The organism is Bacteroides sp. AN502(2024), assembly GCF_041227145.1.
Taxonomy (GTDB): Bacteria; Bacteroidota; Bacteroidia; order Bacteroidales; family Bacteroidaceae; genus Bacteroides.
Map to the genome: position 1 here is coordinate 1,045,301 of NZ_JBGFSP010000003.1, position 24,524 is coordinate 1,069,824.

The window sequence follows — 24,524 nt, forward strand, 5'->3', positions numbered from 1 at the left end:
GTGAATCTTTATTTCTGTCGAATATAAATATTAACCGGAGTACCTGTCAGATTCCATTTCTCACGCATCTTATTTTCGAGGAAACGTTTGTATGGTTCTTTCACATACTGCGGTAAGTTGGCGAAAAATACAAATGAAGGCACCTGTGTATTCGGCAACTGTGTGATATATTTAATTTTGATATACTTACCTTTATTTGAAGGAGGCGGATAAGCCTCGATCAATGGAAGCATTTCTTCATTTAAACGCGCGGTCGGGATCTTTGTTGTCCGGTTCTCATACACATTACGTGCTTCTTCAAGCACTTTCAGAATACGTTGTTTAGTCAATGCAGAAGCAAAGATGATCGGGAAATCAACAAACGGAGCAAAACGCGAGCGAACAGCTTCCTCAAACGTTTTCTGTACCTTCACAGATTTATCTTCCACCAAATCCCACTTATTTATAACCACTACCAGTCCTTTCTGATTCTTCTGAATCAAAGAGAAGATATTCAAGTCCTGCCCCTCAATACCTCTTGTAGCATCCAACATCAGAATACAAATATCAGAACCTTCGATGGAACGAATCGAACGGACGACTGAATAATATTCCAAGTCTTCGTTTACCTTGTTTTTTTTACGGATACCGGCTGTATCTACCAAGTAAAAATCAAATCCGAATTTATTGTAACGAGTATAGATAGAATCGCGGGTAGTTCCGGCAATCTCTGTCACAATATTACGTTCCTCGCCGATAAACGCATTTACAATGGAAGACTTTCCGGCATTCGGACGTCCTACCACAGCAAAACGGGGAATATCATCATCCAGAATTTCAGATGATTCTTTCTTGAAATTGCTGACAATCAAGTCCATCAAATCACCTGTACCACTTCCTGTCATAGCAGAAATGCAATACGGATCGCCCAATCCCAGTTTATAGAATTCGGGAGCGTTATATCGTAAATCGTGATTATCCGTTTTATTGGCAACCATAATCACCGGCCTATTAGCACGACGCAAAATAGCAGCTACCTGCATATCCAAGTCAGTCACTCCATTCATCACATCCACTACAAACAGAATGACATCCGCTTCTTCCACGGCCAATAACACTTGCTTACGGATCTCCTCTTCAAAAACATCATCCGAATTGACCACCCATCCACCGGTGTCCACCACGGAGAATTCACGGCCCAGCCACTCAGACTTGCCATATTGTCGGTCACGGGTTGTACCCGCTTCTTCATTCACAATAGCCTGACGAGTCTTCGTCAGACGGTTAAATAAGGTAGACTTGCCCACATTCGGGCGTCCTACAATTGCAACTAAATTACCCATAGTTCAATACCTTGTTTTTTACGACTATCACAGTCGCATGAATACTCTTAATCTAACTGATAACCAAAATTACGGAGTTCCTTATCCGAACTACGCCAATCCTTATCCACTTTCACATACGTTTCTAGGAAAATAGTCTTTCCAAAGAAACGTTCCAGTTCGCGGCGAGCCTCGGTAGCCACCTTCTTCAAAGCCTTTCCCTGTTTACCGATAATGATTCCTTTCTGCGAATCACGTTCCACGTTTATCACCGCCCGAATAAAAATCTTCCTCGACTCTTCCTTAAACTCTTCCACGGCAACCTCCACCGAGTAGGGGATCTCTTTATCGTAGTAGAGTAAAATTTTTTCCCGGATAATCTCATTCACGAAAAAACGGGCAGGCTTATCCGTCCACTGATCCTTTCCAAAATAAGGAGGAGAATCGGGCAGCAGTTCTTTGATCCGCTTCATCACATAATCTACATTAAACTTCGATGTAGCAGAAATCGGAATAATTTCGGCTTGGGGAAGCAGCTCTTTCCACGCTTCCACCAGCTTTACTAGTTTTTCCTGATCTGTAAGATCGATCTTATTGATAATCAAGAGAACAGGCACCGTCATCTGACGCACCTTTTCCATAAACTCATTATTCTTATCCGGCGTCTCCACCACGTCCGTTACATAAAGCAAGATATCCGCATCCGTCAATGCAGAAGTCGAAAAATTCAGCATTGACTCCTGCAATTTATAATTGGGCTTCAACACACCCGGAGTATCAGAAAAGACAATCTGCATCTCATCCGTATTATAGATCCCCATAATCCGGTGACGAGTAGTCTGCGCTTTGAAGGTAGCGATTGAAATACGTTCGCCTACCAAGACATTCATCAATGTTGATTTTCCTACATTCGGATTTCCTACGATATTTACAAAACCAGCTTTATGCATTTCTCTTTATTTTATTGGTTGAGACAAAAAAACGCATCGAATCGAAGTAGGATGCGTTTTTAAGTGTATAGTTCAGTAACTTACGTTATAATTCTTTCTTTCCGTCATAACCCCACTTCACGTACGCTGCGCCCCAGGTAAATCCGGCACCGAATGCAGTGAAAATGATGTTATCGCCTTTCTTGAGTTTATCTTCATAATCCCAGACACACAGAGGAAGTGTAGCGGCACTCGTGTTACCGTAATGTTCAATATTTACCAATACTTTATCCATCGGCACCTCCATACGGTGTGCCACAGCCTCGATAATACGGATATTCGCCTGATGTGGAATAATCCAGTTGATATTATCTTTCGTCAGACCATTCTTTTCTGCGATTGCAGCAGAGACATCCGACATGTTGGATACAGCATATTTAAATACTGTTCTTCCTTCCTGGTGCAAATAGTGCATTTTATTGTCCACTGTAAAATAAGACGGAGGACAAACCGAACCACCTGCTTTCATGTGGAGGAAAGGCAACCCCTTACCATCTGTTCTCAGTATCGAATCCATAATTCCATAATCTTCCGTCGTCGGTTCCACCATAAAAGCAGCAGCACCGTCACCAAAGATAGGACATGTAGCACGATCTGTATAATTGACCATTGACGACATCTTATCGGCACCGACAATGATAATTTTCTTATATCTTCCCGAACGGATGAAATTAGCAGCTGTCTCCATCAAATACAGGAATCCGCTACAAGCAGCCTGTAAATCGAAGGCAAAAGCATTCCTCAGTCCGAGTTTATCACAAAGAATAGAAGCCGTAGAAGGGAAGTGATAGTCAGGAGTAGTAGTAGCAACAACCACTAAATCGATGTCGTCAGGATTAGCACCAGTCTTCTTCATCAACTGTTTTGCAGCTTTACGCGCCATATATGAGCTACCTAATCCTTCCTCATTCAGAATATGTCTTTCCTTTACTCCGATACGAGTCATAATCCATTCGTCGTTGGTATCCACCATTTTTGATATCTCGTCGTTAGTCAAGATATAATCAGGTACGTACCCGCCGACTCCTGTGATTACTGCATTTATTTTTTCCATCAAACCTATTTTTAATTAGTAATATATACTACTTAAAGCAGCCGGAGAGTTTCACCCCCAGGCTGTTTCAGTATAACTGTACTAATTATACAGCTGCTTCTTTCTCAATAGCAAGCTTACCCCTGTAGTAGCCACAAGCGCCACATACAGTGTGGTATACGTGCCATTCACCGCAATTCGGACAAATAGCCAATGTAGGAGCTACTGCCTTATCATGAGTTCTTCTCTTCGCTGTTCTTGTTTTTGATTGTCTTCTCTTAGGATGTGCCATTTTCTTAAAACTTTAATTATTATTTAATATTTTCTTTAATTCATTCCAGCGAGGATCAATTTGTTCCTCCACTTCTTCCCCGATTACGATGTCATCTCCACCTGTGTCGAAAGTATCATCGCTATCCTCATTCGCATTTGTTTTCAAATGCTTGTTCAATTTACTGGTTACCGCCTTATTACACTTACCGGGAGCATGCACATGCTTCATGGGTATAGAGAGTGCAATAAACTCATACATGAACCATGCAACGTTGATTTCCCCTTCTTCCTCGGGAATCACAATCAGGTTGTCACCTTCTTCTGCATATTCATGCCCAAACTTTACTATCAGTTTATCAGAAGAGCTGATAGGTAGCTCCATATCATCCAGACAACGGTCACATGGTACCCATACCATCCCGTCAGTCTGAAAACTCAGTTCGAAAGCACGAGAGGATCTTTTCACAGTCAATGTAACATTCACCTTTCCTTTCTGAACTTCAGGACCATCAATGTGAGCGAAGTAAAGGTTATCCAATACAAACTCATACTTAGCTGAGTCTGTTTGCATTCCTTTCAAGTCAATTTTATATTTATCAAACTTTCCCAAAGCTTCTCTCTTTTTAAATCGTTAGCTTACAATTCGGGCGACAAAGATACAAATAAATATCCTCATAACATACAATTTATCAGTAAATATTCAGATTTTTAATAGGTATTATGAGGTTTATATCCGTCAAAAACGGTGATATGAATGCCAAAGTAATGTCGCAAAGTACCAAACACAGCAAGCCCCTTGACTCACTTTAGAATCAAGGGGCTTCTTCAAAAACGGCGGCTACCTACTCTCCCACTGTTACGCAGTACCATCGGCGTGACGAGGCTTAACTTCTCTGTTCGGAATGGGAAGAGGTGGAACCCTCGTGCTATAACCACCTGAATAAAGTCATGACATGATGAAAAGTAAAAATTCAGTTATTACAAGCTAAATGTATACAACCAACCGATACATCTCCGAAAGAAAGTCGACGGGCAATTAGTAATGCTCGGCTTTGATGTTACCACCTTTACACCTGCATCCTATCAACGTCATCGTCTTTGACGACCCTGAGAAATCTAATCTTGTGGCTGGCTTCGTACTTAGATGCTTTCAGCACTTATCCAATCCCGACTTAGATACCCGGCAATGCACCTGGCGGCACAACCGGTAAACCAGAGGTCAGTCCAACACGGTCCTCTCGTACTAGTGTCAGAGCCACGCAAATTTCATACGCCCACGATAGATAGAGACCGAACTGTCTCACGACGTTCTGAACCCAGCTCGCGTGCCACTTTAATGGGCGAACAGCCCAACCCTTGGGACCTTCTCCAGCCCCAGGATGTGACGAGCCGACATCGAGGTGCCAAACCCCTCCGTCGATATGAGCTCTTGGGAGGGATCAGCCTGTTATCCCCGGAGTACCTTTTATCCTTTGAGCGATGTCCCTTCCATACGGAAACACCGGATCACTATGCTCTAGTTTCCTACCTGATCGACTTGTAAGTCTCCCAGTCAAGCGCCCTTATGCCATTACACTCTGCGGACGGTTACCAATCGTCCTGAGGGCACCTTTAGAAGCCTCCGTTACGCTTTTGGAGGCGACCACCCCAGTCAAACTACCCACCAAACAGTGTCCTCCAGTAAAGGAGTTAGAACTCAAATAATCAAAGGGCCGTATTTCAACAGCGACTCCACAGATACTGGCGTATCCACTTCATTGTCTCCGGCCTATCCTACACATCAATTACCCAAATTCAATGTTAAGCTATAGTAAAGGTTCACGGGGTCTTTTCGTCCCATCGCGGGTAATCGGCATCTTCACCGATACTACAATTTCACTGAGCTCACGGTTGAGACAGTGTCCAGATCATTACACCATTCGTGCAGGTCGGAACTTACCCGACAAGGAATTTCGCTACCTTAGGACCGTTATAGTTACGGCCGCCGTTTACTGGGGCTTCAATTCAACGCTTCTCTTGCGATGACGTCTCCTCTTAACCTTCCAGCACCGGGCAGGTGTCAGGCTGTATACATGATCTTTCAATTTTGCACAGCCCTGTGTTTTTGTTAAACAGTTGCCTGGACCTATTCTCTGCGCCCAACTCACGTTGGGACCCTTTATCCCGAAGTTACAGGGTCAGTTTGCCTAGTTCCTTAACCGTGATTCACTCAAGCGCCTGAGTATATTCAACCCGACTACGTGTGTCCGTTTGCGGTACGGGTACCTTAGGGATTAAGTTTAGCGGATTTTCTCGGGAGTATGATTACACGCACTATTGGATTGTTCCGAGGAACGCTCCATACTATCAGGTTCGACTCTCTTTGTGGATTTGCCTGCAAAGATCAACATCTACACCCTTCAACGGACTATTCCGTCAGTCCGCGGCGTTGTCACGACTCCGTCTCCACGTCACTCCATAAGGTAGTACAGGAATATTAACCTGTTCTGCCATCGGCATCACCATTCGGCTGAGCCTTAGGACCCGACTAACCCTGATCCGATTAGCGTTGATCAGGAAACCTTAGTCTTGCGGCGAGGGGGTTTCCCACCCCCTTTATCGTTACTTATACCTACATTTGCGTTTCCACACGCTCCAGCAAGGCTCACGCCCCACCTTCGACGCTGAGTGGAATGCTCCCCTACCGATGTCAATTCAATACTGACATCCCATAGCTTCGGTAAATTGCTTTATGCCCGATTATTATCCACGCCAAACTCCTCGACTAGTGAGCTGTTACGCACTCTTTAAATGAATGGCTGCTTCCAAGCCAACATCCTAGCTGTCTTAGCAATCTGACTTCGTTAGTTCAACTTAGCAATTATTTCGGGACCTTAGCTGATGGTCCGGATTCTTCTCCTTTAGGACATGGACCTTAGCACCCATGCCCTCACTCCTGTGATCAAACTAATGCGCATTCGGAGTTTATCAAGACTTGATAGGCGGTGAAGCCCTCGCATCTTATCAGTCGCTCTACCTCACATTAGTAACCCACAAGGCTGCACCTAAATGCATTTCGGGGAGTACGAGCTATCTCCAAGTTTGATTAGCCTTTCACCCCCACCCTCAGCTCATCCGGAAGCTTTTCAACGCTTATCGGTTCGGTCCTCCAGTTAGTGTTACCTAACCTTCAACCTGGCCAAGGGTAGATCACTTGGTTTCGCGTCTACTCCTTCCGACTCGACGCCCTGTTAAGACTCGCTTTCGCTTCGGCTGCATGTCTCAAGACACTTAACCTCGCCGGAAAAAGTAACTCGTAGGTTCATTATGCAAAAGGCACGCCGTCACTGCATCAAGCAGCTCCGACCGCTTGTAGGCGCACGGTTTCAGGGACTATTTCACTCTTCTGTTCGAAGTGCTTTTCACCTTTCCCTCACGGTACTGGTTCGCTATCGGTCTCTCGGGAGTATTTAGCCTTGCCGGATGGTCCCGGCGGATTCACGCAAGATTTCCCGTGTCCCGCGCTACTCAGGATACCACTACGCTTCATTCGGCTTCGAATACCGGACTATCACCGTCTATGGTTTCATTTTCCAAAGAATTCTTCTCACCGAATCTCATGCGATATCGTGGTCCTACAACCCCGGTATTGCCGTAACAATACCGGTTTGGGCTGATCCCCGTTCGCTCGCCACTACTTGGGGAATCATTATTATTTTCTCTTCCTACAGGTACTAAGATGTTTCAGTTCCCTGCGTTTGCCTCCATCTGAAAATGGATGATGTTCCTTCAGAACACCGGGTTGTCCCATTCGGAAATCTCCGGATCAAGGGTTATTTGCACCTTCCCGAAGCTTATCGCAGCTTATCACGTCCTTCATCGCCTCCGAGAGCCAAGGCATCCGCCATGCGCCCTTATTTACTTTCTTTCAAACGTCTTGTCCGTGTAACGGTATTGACATTGGAATTGCTCCCTTTATCAATATTGCATACGCGGACACGTACGGTTTGATATATACTTTTAGCTCTTACTAAAATTTTACTTTTTGTACATCATGTCAAAGATCGTTTCTCATTGCTGAGACTGTGGAGAATAACGGATTCGAACCGTTGACCCTCTGCGTGCAAGGCAGATGCTCTAGCCAGCTGAGCTAATCCCCCAAGAAGTGATTCAAGAATCTATCTCAAGGCTCGCGCACATGGACATCTCTTGAGCTTGGTAGTCCCAGGCAGAGTTGAACTGCCGACCTCTACATTATCAGTGTAGCGCTCTAACCAACTGAGCTATAGGACTATGTTCTACGCATTATCGGCTGCTTTCGGCATAATCGATGCAAGCATCGCTTCTGCTATCTCTTGCTCGATAATCCAACCTTGTCTACCTGTATGTTAGACTCGGCTTCTGTTTTCTCTCGTGTTGATCTATATCTATACTTCTATAGATGGTTGATCCATATCATAAATAAACAAGTACCAGTAGTACAAAAAACAGAACCTTGAAAGGTATCCGGGTGGAGATGGACCTTACATATGATACATATCAAACATACGATAAGGACATCCGACCCCTACGGCATCACTCCAGAAAGGAGGTGTTCCAGCCGCACCTTCCGGTACGGCTACCTTGTTACGACTTAGCCCCAATTACCGGTTTTACCCTAGGACGCTCCTCGCGGTTACGTACTTCAGGTACCCCCGGCTTTCATGGCTTGACGGGCGGTGTGTACAAGGCCCGGGAACGTATTCACCGCGCCATGGCTGATGCGCGATTACTAGCGAATCCAGCTTCACGAAGTCGGGTTGCAGACTTCGATCCGAACTGAGAGAGGTTTTGAGGATTGGCATCCTGTCGCCAGGTAGCGGCCTTCTGTACCCCCCATTGTAACACGTGTGTAGCCCCGGACGTAAGGGCCGTGCTGATTTGACGTCATCCCCACCTTCCTCACATCTTACGACGGCAGTCTCTTCAGAGTCCTCAGCATCACCTGTTAGTAACTGAAGATAAGGGTTGCGCTCGTTATGGCACTTAAGCCGACACCTCACGGCACGAGCTGACGACAACCATGCAGCACCTTCACAAATGCCTTGCGGCGGACCAGTCTCCTGGTCATTCATTTGCAATTTAAGCCCGGGTAAGGTTCCTCGCGTATCATCGAATTAAACCACATGTTCCTCCGCTTGTGCGGGCCCCCGTCAATTCCTTTGAGTTTCACCGTTGCCGGCGTACTCCCCAGGTGGAATACTTAATGCTTTCGCTTGGCCGCTTACTGTATATCGCAAACAGCGAGTATTCATCGTTTACTGTGTGGACTACCAGGGTATCTAATCCTGTTTGATACCCACACTTTCGAGCATCAGTGTCAGTGACAGTCCAGTGAGCTGCCTGCGCAATCGGAGTTCTTCGTGATATCTAAGCATTTCACCGCTACACCACGAATTCCGCCCACCTCTACTGTACTCAAGACTGCCAGTTTCAACTGCAATTTTACGGTTGAGCCGCAAACTTTCACAACTGACTTAACAGTCCACCTACGCTCCCTTTAAACCCAATAAATCCGGATAACGCTCGGATCCTCCGTATTACCGCGGCTGCTGGCACGGAGTTAGCCGATCCTTATTCATACGGTACATGCAGAGTCCCACACGTGGGACCGGTTATTCCCGTATAAAAGAAGTTTACAACCCATAGGGCAGTCATCCTTCACGCTACTTGGCTGGTTCAGACTTCCGTCCATTGACCAATATTCCTCACTGCTGCCTCCCGTAGGAGTTTGGACCGTGTCTCAGTTCCAATGTGGGGGACCTTCCTCTCAGAACCCCTATCCATCGTCGTCTTGGTGGGCCGTTACCCCGCCAACTAACTAATGGAACGCATCCCCATCGATAACCGGATTCCTTTCACAGCATCCCCATGCGGGGATGATATGGCATCGGGTATTAATCTTTCTTTCGAAAGGCTATCCCCGAGTTAACGGAAGGTTGGATACGTGTTACTCACCCGTGCGCCGGTCGCCATCAAAGGTTTGCAAGCAAACCTTCATGATGCCCCTCGACTTGCATGTGTTAAGCCTGTAGCTAGCGTTCATCCTGAGCCAGGATCAAACTCTTCATTGTAAAAATATCATTGAATATCCAATCAAGGATATCATATTGCTCTGTTCAGGACGCCGTAATTTCATTGACCTTTATTCCAATACCTGTGCCTGTACATATATTTAATATATACCAGACAAGTATTGACGGTTCTATTTCTTTACTTGTACTACTTGTATTGTTTATCAATATTTCAAAGAACTGACGTGTCAGAAACACGCGCTTTCTTTTAGAAAGCGGATGCAAAGATAAGGACTTTTATTTATTAACTCCAAACTTTTTTCAAAGTTTTTTTTGTCTTTATTTTAAAGGTGCCTTATGCGGCAAGCATCATGTCAAACCTGTCAGGCTGTCCTCCCTCGGAAAGCGGGTGCAAAAGTACCACCTTTTAATTTACAATCCAAATATATTCGACTCTTTTTTCTGAACTTTCTTGCATATCTATACTAACACGCTGATTGACAACGATGTTGTAGAACATATTTTTTCTACTTTGTGAAGCTGTCCGGTAAAGAATCGGAAGAAGAACGGAGCAATTTAGAAACAGGACAGGTAAAGTATAAAGCGGATTCACTCATGCTCAAGGGGAATTCACTCATACTCCGGCAAGGCGGCGTTTTAGAGAACGTAAAGCACAGCTTTAGCACTCGTAAAGCACAGCTTTAGCAACCGGAAAGCGTAGCTTTAGAAACCGGACCGGATTCTTTGTTTATAAAGGGCGGGGACAGTGGGGACACTTGTCCCGATTCACTCACACACACGCGTGCGCGTATATTGTGTAGAAAATGATCACGCATGGGGGATGCCGCAAACATCAGAAATGCAAACGGGACATGACTTATCTGCAAAACCGAACCGATGAAGTAACGAACGGAATACCAACCGGGGACAAGGAGCAAGGGGGAGATATATAAATAAAAAGGGATAAATCTTGTTACGCGCGCACGTGTGTGCGTGTGTGTGTGTGTGTGTGAGTGAACCGGAAAAAGTGTCCCCACTGTCCCCACCCTCCGGTTATGATGATTAGGAAATAAACAATTAATGTATAAAAACAAAAAATGGCTACTCATCACGAGCAACCAATCTTTTGTTAACCTTAAATCTAATACTTATGAAAAAAACACTGTACAAAGATACCATATTTCAGGTAAATAGCAAAATTCAGAGTCTAAACAGGGAATATTATAACAGGGTTTAATACGTCGAGAAGCAAATTAACATTTTAAACTTCATACGTTAACATTTAACAGATTCATTCACACAAAAGTCTGGATGCCTCATTATTGATAAAAAAGATCGCCATATAGTATGATATCACTGTATTGTTTCATATTGGGTATTTGTTCGGGTCGCACACTCTTTTTTTTCCAAAGAGGATCTTGTAGCACGGCTACGCGACATAGAATGGGACGATTTCGAGGTCAAGGCTGCGAAATCCGATTTACCGAAGAGTATCTGGGAAACCGTCAGCGCTTTCTCTAATTGCTCTGGTAGTTGGATTGTGCTTGGCGTGAAGCAAGTCGGACGTTCATTTGAGATTGTTGGGGTCGATAACATCGAAAAGCTCGAACAGGATTTTTTCGGCACTCTGCGTTCCAAGAAATTCAATGTTCCTCTTTTTGCTACGATTCATCGCTACGATATCGACGACGACAAGAGTATCATCGCCTTTTATTTGCCATCATCCGAGACAAAACCTGTGTATCTCGGCTCGCTTGAAAACACTTTTATCCGCATGGGTAGTGGTGACCAGAGATCTACACAGCAGGAAATAATGTCGATGATCCGAGATCAGTCATTCGGCATCCAATCGCAAAAATCCATTCTCGGAACTAACATTGACATGCTCAACCGTGATACGCTGACAGACTTTCGTGGCGAAGTGCGTCATTGAGGATTCGTCTCACATCTTGACAGCGTGAGCGATGAGGAATTTTGTAAAGAGATAGGTATTACTGACCATTCCGGTCAGTTAACTTACGGCGGTTTGATAATGCTTGGCAAAAAACCTTTTAAAATCTTTGGGAGGCCAGTCGTGTTATTCTCCGTCGCCTACGCACTCTCGTCAACACCCCGATGGTTGGAATAAACGAGCGCGGGCAGTCTGTCGAAGATTTGTCAGAAAACCTCGGCTACGGTCTCCGCAAGCTCATACGGTGGCAAGAAGTAACAGGTCGTCCAATGCACATCGAGACAACGATCAACGCAGTCAAAGTAATCTCCGACCTCCAGACCCGTGACACCGGAAAGACCGATGTCGCTAAAAATGTCGCTAAAAAATTGACCGAGCGACAGCAACAAATTGTAGCTCTAATTAGCGAGAACCCGCATACCAGAGCAGAAATAGCACTTGCAATCGGTGTAGCCACCAATAACAATCGAGCGCGAACTCGCAGCTCCATCCGACATAGTCCGCTACGTTGGTTCCAAGAAAAGAGACCATTGGGAGATTACAACCATTAAGTAAGATTAAAAGAGTATTATGGCTTTTGACGCAAAAGAAGACAAGATAGTTAAACTATTATCTCAAAATATATTAGAGATACCACGCAATCAAAGAAAGTATGTGTAAAATAAAACTAATTAGATTACTACTATTAATTCGTTCTACCAAGATTACTCTTTAGTTCCACCTAGGTTATCGTTTGGTTCTACCTAGGTGTTTGTTTCGTTCCACCTAGGTGGAACGAATCGTTGTTTGCTACAAAAGCAGATAGTTTATGTAAGCAGCGATTGATGCGACTGCCGATGTCAGGTCATTATAGTGTATGTCGTTGAGCCAAGTAGAAATAAGAGAGGCTGCGTTGAAAGTCTGCGATGAACGGATCCACAGATTAGGCTCTATAAAATTACCTTCAGGAATAAGTCGCTTTGCGTCAGCCACAACTCCGTTGATGCCGCTGCTTGCGCTTGAAACAATAACACCAATATTTTTGCCTGCCATCTGCGAACTGTAATTGAACAGGAATGCCTGGAACGGAGCTGCCATCTGGCTCCACCAAAGTGGACAGGCAATTATCACCATATCGTATTTTGCCAAGTCAACATCGACATTGTCAATCGCCGGATATGAGGAAGCCGAGTTGGGATCTGCCTTGATTGCATTCAACAGTTGAGTTCCAAGGGCGTAGTTATTGGCGGCATAGTCCAGCCCCTTTTGAGCAGGTTCAAATTCAACGATGTCAGCGTTGATTTGAGAACGAAGTTCAGTCACTATACGCTCCACATTATTGGTGTAGCTGTAATATGCAATAAGTGTTTTGTGCTCTGAAGGAGTTTTTGGGTCATCCGAATTTTCACCACCGTTTTCACCCTGATTTTCGATTTCCGTAGTGTCTGAAAGTTCTGGTTCGTCATTGTCGCAAGATGCCGTTGTGAACGTCAGGCATAAGGAGAGCAGCATACTTAGTACGATTTTCATGCAATATTCATTTATAGGTTGTTGTATTCTTCGTCAGTTACGGGCTCTCCCCATATTACGCACTCTTCGCCTTGAAAATCAGTCACAACAAGATGAACAAAGCGGCTGTCGGCAGCTGCACCATGCCAATGTTCCACTCCTGCCGGTATTACATAGACATCCCCTTTCTTCAACGGCACAGCCTTCTTGCCTCGTTCCTGATACCAACCATGCCCTGCTGTTACGAACATGGTCTGACGTACTTGGTGAGTATGCCAGTTGTTGCGGGCACCCGGCTCGAAAACGACATCGGCAACGGCGTATGCAGTGCTGTCACTTTTAGGAAGCAACTCGTTGACGTATGCTGTTCCAATAAATTTCTCAGCAGAAGCCTTCAATCCCATGGGAAAGATTAAGGTTGTGCTATCGTTTGCTACAGCACCTATCTCGACAGGTTGCTGTGTATTTCCGCTGCATGATGAAAGTATGACAGCGGAAAAGGCTAAAAGGAATAATAAATACTTCACACTATATTGAATTTTATTTGTATTCACGATGCAAAGTTAATCCGTTTTTTTGCAAATAGTTTTGTTAACCGGCTCAAATGGTTTTGCCATGAGGCTCAATTTAATAAACGAGGACTTCATTAGGTTTATGCCATTCCATCGGATTGGAAACGGACTCTTTTACAACATCAAGCAGGTGTAAAGGCTTGTCAGCACAGTCGAAAAGTCACTTTTTTACTTCCGGGTTTCTGAATCAGCAGGGACAACACTGCTTCCGTAAGTTTGAACCTGTATAAAAAGGAATATCAGACAGATTGTTTTTAATGTTTTCATTAGTGTCCTACTTGTTTCTGCTGTTCAGCGTTATAACGATCGCCAACCACAGGAATGGTAACCATGCGGTGTTCAAGTTCGTCCCATTCGCTGTCAGCGAGGTCGAAGTCGAGTGTGTGGAGGTTTTCTTCGAGGTGCGAAATTTTTGTCGTATCGGGGATAGATACAAGCCACGAAGCTTTATGGAGCAGCCAACAGAGTGCGACCTGCGCGAAGGTCATACCACGAGTGCGTCCGAAATCCTGAAGCACATTAACTATGCAGTAGTTCTGACGCATGGCATCAGGTTGAAAGCGAGGCAGAGTGTGGCGGTTGTCGTTGTTGGTGTCGAACACGGTGTATTCGTTTATGCAACCGCCCAAGCCCCCCGGTTGATAGGGTTGTAAGGAACGAAAAGTTGCAGACAATAAAGGGTCCTTTACTCATATCCTGTCTTCGTTGTGCGTCAGAGGCAGTCACCATACCGATCACCGACAACAATATCAATAAGAATTTCTTCATAGGAGTTCATGTTATTTTGGGAGTTTATTATATTCTTCGTCTGCCACAGGTTCAAGCCACTCGTTAGAAGTATCCTTTCCGGGTATTTCGAAGGCGAGGTGGGCGAACCAACTATCGGCCGCTGCACCGTGCCAATGCTTTATATTTGCCGGAATATGGATGACCGTACCGGGCAGAATCTCTTGTGCCGGTTTGCCTTCTTCTTGATACCATCCGCGACCTGCTACACCGATAAGCATCTGTCCACCGCCTTCAGCAGCCTTGTGTATGTGCCAGTTGTTGCGACAACGTGGCTCGAAGGTCACATTTGATATTTTCACCTGACTGCTTGATATTGGGGCAAGATAACTATTCCCGGTAAAGTATTGCGCATAGGCGGTGTTCGGTTCGCCGACAGGAAAAATCATCTGACGCTGAAATGCTGATTTAGCATCTTGAGCGACAGTTTCTTCAGTCCACACTTCCTTTGCCATCTTGAAAGCGGCCCATGCTTTTGGCCATCCTGCATAGAACGCGGCATGCGTCAGAATTTCTGCAATCTCGGTGCGTGTCACTCCGTTTTTCTTAGCCTCCTGAAGATGATACATGAATGATGAGTCGGTCAATCCCTGCGACATCAGGGATACGACTGTCACTATCGAGCGGTCGCGGAGCGAAAGAAGGTCGTTGCGACTCCATACTTCTCCGAAGAGTATGTCATCATTCACGCGTGCGAATTCAGGAGCAAATTCTCCAAGTTGGTCACCACCGGCGGTCTGTACTATTTTTTGCTGTGCCATAACATTAAGTGTTAATATGCTGAATAATAAAATTGAAATTGTCTTTTTCATTTGTTCGATAATTACGTTATTTAAGAATATTGTTACTTCGAGTCCAAACCTGCTGCCGGTTTACTGCTGAAGGTGTGTTCTGCGCCATTACACCGACAAGAGGATGCGGCACGTAACATTCATCCAGATAGGCGATTTCTTCAGATGTCAGGTGTAAGTCCACCGCATTTACCATTCCATCTACATGATGCTTTTTTGTTGCTCCGGCGCCGATCCATGCTTTACGACAAATACGAACCGGTTTACAAGTAATGATGTTGCGATGTTCAAGGTCATGATTGTTGGAAATAAGTTGCACATTCGCGGCAATCAATGCCTCATCCTCAATGGTGATTCCCCCGGCAGACATCATCAGGCAACCGTTCATAATCACCACATTCTTGCCAATCTTCACTTTGTGAGGACGTACTGCTGTCAAAGGGGTGTTAATACGACTGTTTTCGCCCATTTCAGGGAATATTTCATGGACGAGTGCATCATATTCCTCGGTCATAGGCATCGTGTGGTTTAGCTTGAACATCAACTGAGCCTGTTTCTTAGCCAATGCCAATTCTTCAGCAGTCTGATTATAACAGTCTATTCTGATTTCTTCCATATTATCATGCCGTTACTAGTGCAGTGGGAGCCATACCGTATTTCTCCTTGAATACCTTGGAGAAATGAGACAAATTCTTGAAGCCAACTTTATAGCATACATCTGTAATGTTACTCCGTCCTTGTTTGATTAAATCGTATGCTGCTTCCAGTCGACGATTAATTATCCATTTGAGTGGTGACATTTCGCTCACTTTCTTGAAATCACGCTTGAATGATGCAAGACTACGACCGGTGTAACTTGCCATTTCTTCCATTGACAACTCCTGCATATAATTTTCATTCATAAACTCCAGCAGATCTATTTTCCACGGATCTGTAAAGTCAAACAGTGACGCATAGAGATTCTTGTCAGTATTCAATAGGACATACAACCCTTCTATCATTTTCAATTGCAGAAGGGCATCTGCAGGTCTTGCTCCCGATTCAAAGTAAGGTAGGATTGATTCAAACAAACTTCTGATGTCAGGACGGTGAGCCGGAAGCAGCATCAAGCTCTTCTTATTACGTTTTGCCATTTCAGGTAGTGATTTTTTATCAATCCCAGAAAAAAACTCATGCAGGAATTTACGGTTGAACTTCAAAACAATGGAATGATAGGGCACCCCTTCTTTTACTCGCTTCTGTAGCATCATCTTGTTGTCACGACGCATGAACGCACAATCACCGGGGTGAAGAATTGTCTTCTGTCCATTGTCGGTAATTTCCAGCTCGCCGGAAACCAGATATATCAATGTATGCTCTGCATTCGGATGGGCGCACTCACGGTCTTCAGTAAAATAACTGGCAATAAATACATTGGAATAATCAAGTACCTTCAACTGTTCCATAACAAGATATTCTATTACAGTTGCAAAATTAGCTATAATTTTTGAAACTCGCTTTGTTTGCAAGCTTATTTTACTTTGTTTATAGGCTCACGACAATTTTACACTCACCAACCAATGGAATACGCATTAATGGCAGTGAAAGGCTGCATCAAATTCAGACAAGTTTTCCGAACCCAATTCGATTGACAGGCTATTGTAATTTTCAATGACTCGTTTTTCAGATGATGTTTTTGGAATTATAATAACACCCTTGTTGCAAATAACCCATGCCAGTGTTATCTGCGCAGGTTTCATTTCCACCATATCAATATTACTCACTCCTCCTACATCCGTACTACCTTTGTCCCCTTAAAAATCATCTCTTGAAAAGGAATCAATCGATTCGCTCAACATGAAGTTCGATATTATTCGTCCCCCTTCATTTTCTTTGGGAAGCAAAAAAAGAGACTAATATATCGTTGTGATTGCATGATTTTAATCACCTTATCCAGCACTTCCCCCAAACTACTTAATTTATTTCTCTTGAATAACCTTTGATTATCAAACAAAATCCGTATTTTTGTCCCAATATGCATGTTTAATCCAATGTAGATAACAACATCAACGAAAAGGAATGAAAGTAATTGATTCAATAAATAATAATAAAGGTACAGCTTTTTCTTTCGAGATTCTCCCTCCTTTGAAGGGAACCGGAATCGAAAAGCTCTATCAGACAATTGACACTCTCCGAGAATTTGATCCGAAATATATCAATATCACCACGCATCGCAGCGAATATGTCTATAAAGATCTCGGCAACGGACTTTTTCAGAGAAACCGCCTGAGAAGACGTCCGGGAACAGTTGCCGTAGCGGCAGCCATTCAGAATAAATATAATATCACTGTAGTTCCTCATATTCTGTGCAGTGGTTTCACACGTGAAGAAACCGAATATGTTTTGTTGGATTTGCAATTTCTAAATATTACAGATTTGCTAGTACTCCGTGGAGATAAAGCTAAACATGAATCGGTTTTTACCCCCGAAGGAGACGGATATCATCATGCGATTGAATTGCAGGAGCAGATTAATAAATTCAATAAAGGAATCTTCGTTGACGGTTCGGAGATGAAAGTCACCAACACTCCTTTCTCGTATGGCGTAGCGTGTTATCCGGAAAAGCATGAAGAATCTCCTAACATAGAAACAGATCTTTACTGGCTGAAAAAGAAGGTAGAAACTGGTGCGGAGTATGCTGTAACACAACTGTTCTACGATAACAAGAAATATTTCGATTTTGTGGAGCAGGCTAAGGCGGCAGGAATCAACATACCCATCATTCCGGGGATCAAGCCTTTTAAGAAATTATCACAACTAAGCATGCTCCCCAAAACATTCAAAGTGGATTTGCCGGAAGCTCTGGTGAAAGAAGCATTGAAGTGCAAAAATGACGCGGAAGCCGAACAAGTAGGTATCGAATGGTGCGTGGCTCAATGCAAGGAGTTGATGGAACATGGGGTTCCGAGCATCCATTTCTACTCCATTGGAGCAGTAGACAGTATCAAGGAAGTAGCCAAAATTATTTATTAATATGTTTTTCAAAGACGTAATCGGACAAGAAGAAATTAAAAAACGACTCATTCAGGAAGTAAAGGAGGGGCGTATTCCGCATGCCCAACTCATTTGCGGTCCCGAAGGAGTAGGCAAAATGCCTTTGGCTATCGCCTATGCACGCTACATCAGTTGCACCAATCGGGGCGAGGAGGATGCTTGCGGTGTCTGTCCGTCTTGTGTGAAATTCAATAAGCTGGTACATCCGGATGTGCATTTCGTATTTCCCATCGTGAAAAGTGCAAAAGGAAAGAAAGAAGTGTGCGATGATTATATTGCCGACTGGCGGTCATTTGTTATCAGCCATCCTTATTTCAACCTCAACCATTGGTTGGGTGAAATGGATGCGGAAAACTCTCAAGCGCTAATTTATGCCAAAGAGAGCGATGAGATTCTGAAGAAACTCAGTCTGAAATCCAGTGAGGGAGGATTCAAGATTACGATTGTATGGTTGCCCGAAAAAATGCACCCGGTATGCGCCAATAAGTTGCTGAAGTTGCTTGAAGAGCCACCCGAAAAAACGGTTTTCCTGCTGGTATCCGAAGTTCCTGATATGATTCTGCCCACTATTTTGAGCCGTACCCAACGTATGAATGTGCAGAAGATTGATGAAGCCAGTATCGACCGGGTACTACAGACGAAATATAATATTTTGCCTGCCGACAGTATTGCCATTGCCCATCTGGCAAACGGGAACTTTATCAAGGCACTCGAAACGATTCATCTGAATGAAGAGAACCAGTTGTTTTTCGACTTGTTTGTCAGCCTGATGCGATTGTCTTACCAACGGAAAATCAGGGAGATGAAAATGTGGAGCGAGCAAGTGGCGGGCATGGGACGTGAGCGCCAGAAGAACTTTCTGGAATATTGCCAGCGCATGATTCGGGAGAATTTTATCTTCAACCTGCACCAACGCGACCTGACGTATATGACTATCAACGAACAGAATTTTGCAACCCGCTTTGCGCCCTTTGTCAACGAACGTAACGTGATGGGCATCATGGACGAATTAAGCGAAGCGCAACTACATATAGAACAGAATGTAAATGCTAAAATGGTATTCTTCGACTTCTCACTGAAGATGATTGTACTGTTGAAGCAATAATAAATTATATAAACTTATGGAATATAAACTTCATAATGGAAGCAACGGCCTTTGCTGCAAAGGATGCTCCCGACAAGATAAAAAGCTAAACACCTACGATTGGCTGGCAGATATACCGGGCAACGCGGAGGAGAGTGACATGGTGGAAGTGCAATTCAAGAATACCCGGAAGGGATATTTCCGGAACAGCAACAAGATTAAATTGGAAAAAGGAGATGTGGTTGCCGTTGAAGCGGCTCCCGGGCATGATATCGGCGTGGTTACATTGACCGGTCGGCTTGTTCCCCTACAAATGAAAAAAGCTAATTTCAAGACAGATATGGAAATCAAGCGTGTTTATCGGAAAGCTAAACCGGTGGATATGGAAAAGTTCAACGAGGCCAAAGCCAAAGAACATGCCACAATGATTCGTGCACGTCAGATTGCGCTGAATCTCAATCTGAATATGAAAATTGGTGACGTAGAGTATCAGGGAGATGGTAACAAAGCTATTTTCTACTATATCGCCGATGAGCGGGTAGACTTCCGGCAACTGATTAAAGTATTGGCCGAGGCGTTCCGCGTACGTATCGAGATGAAACAAATCGGTGCCCGTCAGGAAGCAGGACGTATCGGCGGAATTGGCCCTTGCGGACGCGAACTGTGCTGCGCCACATGGATGACCAACTTCGTTTCTGTTTCTACCAGTGCCGCCCGTTTTCAGGATATCTCATTAAATCCGCAAAAACTTGCCGGACAGTGTGCCAAACTGAAATGTTGCCTGAACTATGAAGTAGACTGTTATGTAGAAGCACAAAAACGCCTTCCTTCGAAAGAGATAGAATTGGAAACGAAAGATGGCACTTTCTATTTCTTCAAAGCAGATATTCTAAGCAATCAGGTTTCTTACTCTACGGATAAGAACCTTCCAGCCAATCTGGTTACAATCAGTGGTAAACGTGCTTTTGAAGTCATCTCCATGAATAAAAAAGGGATAAAACCGGACTGTTTGATCGAAGAAGAAAAGAAATCGGAACCGAAGAAACCGGTTGACTTACTGGAGCAGGAAAGCGTTACCCGTTTTGACCGTAGCCGGAATAATAAAGATGGCGGCAATAATGCTAACCGGAATAACAAAAAGAAAAAGAAAGGGAACAATAATAACGGTAACCGCCCGCAACAACAAACGGCAGGTGGAAATCGTCCGCAGTCATCGGAAAACGGTAACAAGGGAGAAAGGGACAATCGACCGAGAAATAACAATAACCGGAACAGAGGACAGAACCAGGGACGCCCGCAACAACAAGACCGACAACGGGAGCAGCAAGGACAAGAACGTCAAGAACGTCGTCCTAATCAGGAACGCCCTTCCAAGCCGGAAAGAAATCAGAATCAGGAGAAACTGCCCAATAATGAAAAGTCTACTCAAGAATAGTTTATTTATTCTATTCAGTGCTTACTTACTGACAGCTTGCAATGATAATACAGTGTATCACTCTTATCAATCCCTCCCCGATGAGGGATGGGAAAAGAGGGATACACTCTCTTTTCAAATTGCCATAACCGACAGTATTCCCACTACCCTCCGGCTTTTTGCGGAAGTCCGCAACAGAATAGGGTATCCTTATCATGACCTCCATTTATTTATCAGTCAGAATCTACAGGATTCTACGGTATGGCACACTGACACGATTGCCTTCAACCTGGCTGATTCTACAGGAAAATGGACTGGACATGGATGGGGTAACATTTACCAATCGGAGACTTTCTTTAAATCTGTCCTTCCCTTGCATTCCGGTAACTATACCATCAAAGTGATAAACGGAATGAAAGATGAAAAGCTACAAGGATTGAACGATATAGGCATCCGTATTGAAAAACAATAAAAGTTTAAAGCCTTCTGCCACGACCTGCATCAATCCGCAGGAAAATGAACAGCAAGATCGTAAATCCCCATAAAGAAGAACCTCCATAACTAAAGAAAGGCAATGGAATACCAATAACCGGGGTCAAGCCCAACACCATACCGACATTGATAAACAAGTGGAAAAGAAAAATACTGGCGACCGAATATCCATAAACCCGGCCAAAGTTCGAAGTCTGCCGTTCGGACAAAAAGATTAATCGCAAAATCAGAATAAGGAATGCCAACAGGACAGCGGCCGAACCAATAAACCCCTGTTCTTCACCTACTGTACAGAAGATAAAGTCGGTATCCTGTTCAGGCACATACTTCAATTTCGTTTGCGTACCATTCAGAAACCCTTTCCCTGTTAATCCACCGGAACCGATAGCAATCTTAGATTGGTTCACGTTATATCCGGCACCAGTTAAATCTTCTTCCAAACCCAGCACTACTTTAATACGGACTTGTTGATGAGATTCCAACACATTGTCAAATACATAATTACTAGAATATAGGAATCCGACAGAGCCAATTGTAAATAGAGCAATCAGGAAATACGTGCGTTGCCGCTCACTTAATGCCAGATAAATCAGATAGCCTATCATTACAGCACAAAGTCCCCATTGCACCCAAACCAGACTAAAGTGCATCCAATATTCCGATATTAAATAGGCTATTAGCAATATGATCAGACTTCCACCAATGATATTACGGGTAGCAGTCCATTTCTTGCGATATACCCATACCATGCCACCGGCAAATGATAGAATCAACAGCAATACGATAAATTCACCCAGCGGCGTAGGAGTATCGGCAATAAAAACTTCATCAAAACGGATGCCGACCACAAAGTAGATTACCGCGCATACGCCTGCGAAGAGGACTACCCCCGGCATTCCTTCACGATAAAGAACCAGAAAAAAAGCGAGATAGACTAATGCCGACCCGGTCTCCCGCTGACCGATAATCAATAACATTGGAAGCAGAATGATAAATCCCAAGATAAAGGCACACTTCTCTTTTTTGACACTGAATGAATAAGCGTTCATGTATTTAGCCAAAGCCAAAGCCGTGGCAAACTTGGCAAATTCGGCAGGTTGCAGGCTAACCGGGCCCATCACCAACCAAGAGCGTGAACCTTTTGTATCCGGTGCTATGAAGATGGTAACGATGAGCAAGAGAATCATTCCTACATATATAATGTACGCGAACATATCATACATACGGTCTTCCAGCATCAACAACACAAACCCGAGCCCGAAGGAACAGATAATCCACACAAACTGTTTACCGGCACGGGTCGAAAAATCCAGAAAATCACGTTCACCATAGTCGTAGCTGGCTCCGCAAACACTGAACCATCCGCCAATAATCAGGAGCAGGTAAATACAAATCGTTACCCAGTCTAATGATTTCCACAAACTATCGTTCCTCGTTACCATACAATATCACTCTGTTACTAATTTCTTCCGCTCTTAATTCATTTTCCGGTGATAACTTCCCATTTATATATTGTTCCATCATCAATGCACCAACCGGCACTCCATAAGTAGCTCCCCAACCACCGTTCTCCACATAGACAGCAATTGCTATCTTGGGGTTATTCATCGGTGCAAAGCCCATAAATACCGAGTGGTCGTGTCCACGATTCTGTGCAGTACCTGTTTTACCACAGGCCTCCAACCCCGGAACCATTACAGACAGCATACGGCAGGTACCGCCAGTAGCAGCATTCCGCATTCCCTCCACCACTGATTCATAATGCCTCTTCTCAATAGTGGTATAACGCGGTACACGATAGAGGCTATCTAACTGGTTATCCTGGATTTCCTTTACAATATGCGGTGTCACGAAATGTCCTCTGTTAGCAATCGTCGCCCCCAAGTTAGCAATCTGAAGAGGAGTGGACAGAATTTCTCCCTGTCCGATAGAGATACTGATTACGGTCAGCCCGTTCCAATGTCCGCGATAAGCTTTATCGTAAAACTGTGCATTCGGAATCAAACCACGTTTTTCTCCTGGCAAATCGACCCCTAGTTTGTAGCCGAATCCCTGCGAAACCATGTGGTCTTTCCAGACCGTTATGGCATTTTGTGGTGAACCGTATTTACGATCACCGAACATACGGAACAGTCCCCAACAAAAATAGGAGTTACACGAGGTGGCAATGGCAGGAATCAAAGGCAAGGGAGAACCATGGGCATGACAACCTACTGTCAACCTTCCGTAATGGAATCCATGCGAGCAAGGAAAGGCCGGACTTTGCTCGGTAATAATTCCTTCTTGTAGGAAGGTCAGTCCCTGCGCTGTTTTAAAAGTAGATCCCGGAGGATACACCCCCATCAAGGCACGATTCAGAAGCGGTTTGGTAAGGTCGCGTTGCAAGGCCAAATGGTTCTTGCCACGCTGACGACCAATCATCAAGTGCGGATCGTAATTGGGAGAGGACACCAGACAAAGGATTTCCCCGGTTTCCGGCTCGATAGCGACGATACTTCCAATCTTATTCTTTAATAAACGCTCGCCCAGCATCTGTAAGTCAATATCCAGACTCAATGTCAGATTCTTACCGGGGACAGAAGGGCGGTCATATTCACCATCCATATAATGTCCCTGAATACGACCGTGAGCATCACGAAGTAGAATCTCAATACCTTTCTCGCCACGAAGATACTTTTCATAAGATTTTTCGACTCCCAGTTTGCCGACATAGTCACCACGAATGTAGTATCCTTCTTCATCGGCCTCCATTTCTCTTGCGGAGACTTCGCCAATATCCCCTAAAGCATGAGCGGCAGCGTTGTATGTATATTGGCGAATAGTACGCCGTTGAATATAAAAGCCGTTGAACTTAAATAGTTTTTCCTGAAAAACGCCACATTCTTCTGCCGAAAGCTGCGACATAAACAACTGGTTGGTATAGCGGGAATATCCCGGATTACGGCGACGGTCTTTCATGTCGCTCATAATTTTGAGAAACTGTGCAGGGGTAATATTAAGCGATTGGCATAAATCGAGTGTATCCAGATTCTCTATTTCTTTCGGCACAATCGTTATGTCGTATGCCGGCTGATTGAATACCAGCAGTTTGCCGGTCCGGTCGTAAATAGCACCGCGCGAGGGATATTGGATTTTATTCAGAAAAGCGTTACTATCAGCATTCTTTTTGTAGTCATCGGTGGTGATCTGCAATATAAAAAGACGTATCAGATAAATCAAGACAATGGAGATAGCAATACCTCCGATTACAAATTTGCGCTTCTCTAAGGTATAATCTTTTGCCAT

The 24,524-nt window shown here is 44.3% G+C and carries 18 protein-coding genes, 2 tRNA genes, 3 rRNA genes and 1 pseudogene; 5 read left to right on the forward strand and 19 right to left on the reverse strand.

All coding sequences use genetic code 11. The features are described from left to right. Positions 1-8: 8 nt before the first annotated feature. The 10 genes from der to AB9N12_RS04190 all read right to left on the reverse strand — a co-directional run bounded on the left by der (position 9) and on the right by AB9N12_RS04190 (position 9,688). On the reverse strand, positions 9-1,322 hold the full coding sequence (gene der, locus AB9N12_RS04145) for a ribosome biogenesis GTPase Der (RefSeq protein ID WP_369889947.1): 1,314 nt from the start codon (positions 1,320-1,322) through the stop codon (positions 9-11). 47 nt (positions 1,323-1,369) lie between these two features. Beyond that, a complete protein-coding gene (era, locus tag AB9N12_RS04150) occupies positions 1,370-2,251 on the reverse strand; it encodes a GTPase Era (protein ID WP_369889949.1) in 882 nt (293 codons plus the stop codon). Between the two features lie 85 nt (positions 2,252-2,336). Then, positions 2,337-3,344: a beta-ketoacyl-ACP synthase III gene (locus AB9N12_RS04155; RefSeq protein WP_369889952.1), complete on the reverse strand. Its 1,008-nt coding sequence runs from the start codon at positions 3,342-3,344 to the stop codon at positions 2,337-2,339. Positions 3,345-3,429: 85 nt separating this feature from the next. After that, positions 3,430-3,615: a 50S ribosomal protein L32 gene (gene rpmF, locus AB9N12_RS04160; RefSeq protein WP_002562387.1), complete on the reverse strand. Its 186-nt coding sequence runs from the start codon at positions 3,613-3,615 to the stop codon at positions 3,430-3,432. A gap of 12 nt (positions 3,616-3,627) precedes the next feature. Beyond that, positions 3,628-4,206 carry a DUF177 domain-containing protein gene (locus AB9N12_RS04165; protein WP_369889956.1) on the reverse strand — a complete coding sequence of 193 codons (579 nt, stop codon included), beginning with the start codon at positions 4,204-4,206 and terminating at the stop codon, positions 3,628-3,630. Between the two features lie 219 nt (positions 4,207-4,425). Continuing rightward, a 5S ribosomal RNA gene (gene rrf / locus AB9N12_RS04170) occupies positions 4,426-4,536 on the reverse strand. Between the two features lie 76 nt (positions 4,537-4,612). After that, positions 4,613-7,503 (reverse strand): 23S ribosomal RNA (locus tag AB9N12_RS04175). Positions 7,504-7,661: 158 nt separating this feature from the next. After that, a tRNA-Ala gene (locus AB9N12_RS04180) sits at positions 7,662-7,735 on the reverse strand. Between the two features lie 56 nt (positions 7,736-7,791). Then, a tRNA-Ile gene (locus AB9N12_RS04185) sits at positions 7,792-7,868 on the reverse strand. 291 nt (positions 7,869-8,159) lie between these two features. Beyond that, positions 8,160-9,688 (reverse strand): 16S ribosomal RNA (locus tag AB9N12_RS04190). Together the 16S, 23S and 5S rRNA genes with 2 tRNA genes alongside form the textbook arrangement of a ribosomal RNA operon. 1,378 nt (positions 9,689-11,066) lie before the next feature. On the opposite strand from AB9N12_RS04190, the gene AB9N12_RS04195 reads away from it, so the two are divergent. Then, positions 11,067-11,561: a helix-turn-helix domain-containing protein gene (locus tag AB9N12_RS04195; RefSeq protein ID WP_369892800.1), complete on the forward strand. Its 495-nt coding sequence runs from the start codon at positions 11,067-11,069 to the stop codon at positions 11,559-11,561. 807 nt (positions 11,562-12,368) lie between these two features. Here the strand turns inward: AB9N12_RS04195 and AB9N12_RS04200 are convergent. The 7 genes and pseudogenes from AB9N12_RS04200 to AB9N12_RS04230 all read right to left on the reverse strand — a co-directional run bounded on the left by AB9N12_RS04200 (position 12,369) and on the right by AB9N12_RS04230 (position 16,964). Beyond that, entirely contained in the window at positions 12,369-13,088 is a 720-nt protein-coding gene (locus tag AB9N12_RS04200; RefSeq protein WP_369889958.1) for a flavodoxin, read from the reverse strand. A gap of 11 nt (positions 13,089-13,099) precedes the next feature. Further along, positions 13,100-13,594, reverse strand: coding sequence for a cupin domain-containing protein (locus AB9N12_RS04205; RefSeq protein ID WP_369889960.1), 495 nt, complete (start codon positions 13,592-13,594; stop codon positions 13,100-13,102). 311 nt (positions 13,595-13,905) lie between these two features. Further along, positions 13,906-14,300, reverse strand: a pseudogene (locus AB9N12_RS04210) (aldo/keto reductase); the annotation flags it as partial. Positions 14,301-14,418: 118 nt separating this feature from the next. After that, a complete protein-coding gene (locus AB9N12_RS04215; protein WP_369889962.1) occupies positions 14,419-15,237 on the reverse strand; it encodes a carboxymuconolactone decarboxylase family protein in 819 nt (272 codons plus the stop codon). Between the two features lie 16 nt (positions 15,238-15,253). Next, complete coding sequence (locus AB9N12_RS04220) at positions 15,254-15,832, reverse strand: hypothetical protein (RefSeq protein ID WP_369889964.1); 579 nt, start codon at positions 15,830-15,832, stop codon at positions 15,254-15,256. A gap of 4 nt (positions 15,833-15,836) precedes the next feature. Beyond that, positions 15,837-16,661: a helix-turn-helix domain-containing protein gene (locus AB9N12_RS04225; protein ID WP_369889966.1), complete on the reverse strand. Its 825-nt coding sequence runs from the start codon at positions 16,659-16,661 to the stop codon at positions 15,837-15,839. A 126-nt stretch (positions 16,662-16,787) separates the two neighbouring features. Beyond that, positions 16,788-16,964: an aldo/keto reductase gene (locus tag AB9N12_RS04230; RefSeq protein WP_369889968.1), complete on the reverse strand. Its 177-nt coding sequence runs from the start codon at positions 16,962-16,964 to the stop codon at positions 16,788-16,790. Between the two features lie 310 nt (positions 16,965-17,274). On the opposite strand from AB9N12_RS04230, the gene metF reads away from it, so the two are divergent. The 4 genes from metF to gldH are packed head-to-tail and all read left to right on the forward strand — an operon-like array spanning position 17,275 to position 21,219. After that, on the forward strand, positions 17,275-18,228 hold the full coding sequence (metF, locus tag AB9N12_RS04235; protein WP_369889970.1) for a methylenetetrahydrofolate reductase [NAD(P)H]: 954 nt from the start codon (positions 17,275-17,277) through the stop codon (positions 18,226-18,228). Position 18,229: 1 nt separating this feature from the next. Continuing rightward, positions 18,230-19,354: an ATP-binding protein gene (locus AB9N12_RS04240; RefSeq protein ID WP_369889972.1), complete on the forward strand. Its 1,125-nt coding sequence runs from the start codon at positions 18,230-18,232 to the stop codon at positions 19,352-19,354. Positions 19,355-19,370: 16 nt separating this feature from the next. Beyond that, complete coding sequence (locus AB9N12_RS04245; protein ID WP_369889974.1) at positions 19,371-20,768, forward strand: stage 0 sporulation family protein; 1,398 nt, start codon at positions 19,371-19,373, stop codon at positions 20,766-20,768. Further along, complete coding sequence (gene gldH / locus AB9N12_RS04250) at positions 20,746-21,219, forward strand: gliding motility lipoprotein GldH (RefSeq protein ID WP_369889977.1); 474 nt, start codon at positions 20,746-20,748, stop codon at positions 21,217-21,219. The genes AB9N12_RS04245 and gldH overlap by 23 nt, the downstream gene beginning before the upstream one ends. 4 nt (positions 21,220-21,223) lie before the next feature. Here the strand turns inward: gldH and rodA are convergent, their stop codons facing one another. Together rodA and mrdA are read right to left on the reverse strand one after the other, a co-directional pair. Continuing rightward, the gene (gene rodA / locus AB9N12_RS04255; protein ID WP_369889979.1) at positions 21,224-22,681 is read right to left on the reverse strand and encodes a rod shape-determining protein RodA; all 1,458 of its coding nucleotides are present in this window, start codon (positions 22,679-22,681) and stop codon (positions 21,224-21,226) included. Next, positions 22,662-24,524, reverse strand: a complete 1,863-nt coding sequence (gene mrdA / locus AB9N12_RS04260) for a penicillin-binding protein 2 (protein ID WP_369889981.1) — start codon at positions 24,522-24,524, stop codon at positions 22,662-22,664. Before mrdA ends, rodA begins: the two co-directional genes overlap by 20 nt.

Bases quoted from the DNA above. Each gene is read 5' to 3' on its own strand.
- AB9N12_RS04230 (WP_369889968.1), bottom strand. From the start codon at position 16,964: ATGGTGGAAATGAAACCTGCGCAGATAACACTGGCATGGGTTATTTGC.
- AB9N12_RS04200 (WP_369889958.1), bottom strand. From the start codon at position 13,088: ATGAAAATCGTACTAAGTATGCTGCTCTCCTTATGCCTGACGTTCACA.
- AB9N12_RS04245 (WP_369889974.1), top strand. From the start codon at position 19,371: ATGGAATATAAACTTCATAATGGAAGCAACGGCCTTTGCTGCAAAGGA.
- gldH (WP_369889977.1), top strand. From the start codon at position 20,746: ATGAAAAGTCTACTCAAGAATAGTTTATTTATTCTATTCAGTGCTTAC.
- AB9N12_RS04155 (WP_369889952.1), bottom strand. From the start codon at position 3,344: ATGGAAAAAATAAATGCAGTAATCACAGGAGTCGGCGGGTACGTACCT.
- der (WP_369889947.1), bottom strand. From the start codon at position 1,322: ATGGGTAATTTAGTTGCAATTGTAGGACGCCCGAATGTGGGCAAGTCT.
- AB9N12_RS04225 (WP_369889966.1), bottom strand. From the start codon at position 16,661: ATGGAACAGTTGAAGGTACTTGATTATTCCAATGTATTTATTGCCAGT.
- rpmF (WP_002562387.1), bottom strand. From the start codon at position 3,615: ATGGCACATCCTAAGAGAAGACAATCAAAAACAAGAACAGCGAAGAGA.
- AB9N12_RS04220 (WP_369889964.1), bottom strand. From the start codon at position 15,832: ATGGAAGAAATCAGAATAGACTGTTATAATCAGACTGCTGAAGAATTG.
- AB9N12_RS04240 (WP_369889972.1), top strand. From the start codon at position 18,230: ATGTTTTTCAAAGACGTAATCGGACAAGAAGAAATTAAAAAACGACTC.
- AB9N12_RS04215 (WP_369889962.1), bottom strand. From the start codon at position 15,237: ATGAAAAAGACAATTTCAATTTTATTATTCAGCATATTAACACTTAAT.
- mrdA (WP_369889981.1), bottom strand. From the start codon at position 24,524: ATGGCAAAAGATTATACCTTAGAGAAGCGCAAATTTGTAATCGGAGGT.
- era (WP_369889949.1), bottom strand. From the start codon at position 2,251: ATGCATAAAGCTGGTTTTGTAAATATCGTAGGAAATCCGAATGTAGGA.
- metF (WP_369889970.1), top strand. From the start codon at position 17,275: ATGAAAGTAATTGATTCAATAAATAATAATAAAGGTACAGCTTTTTCT.
- rodA (WP_369889979.1), bottom strand. From the start codon at position 22,681: ATGGTAACGAGGAACGATAGTTTGTGGAAATCATTAGACTGGGTAACG.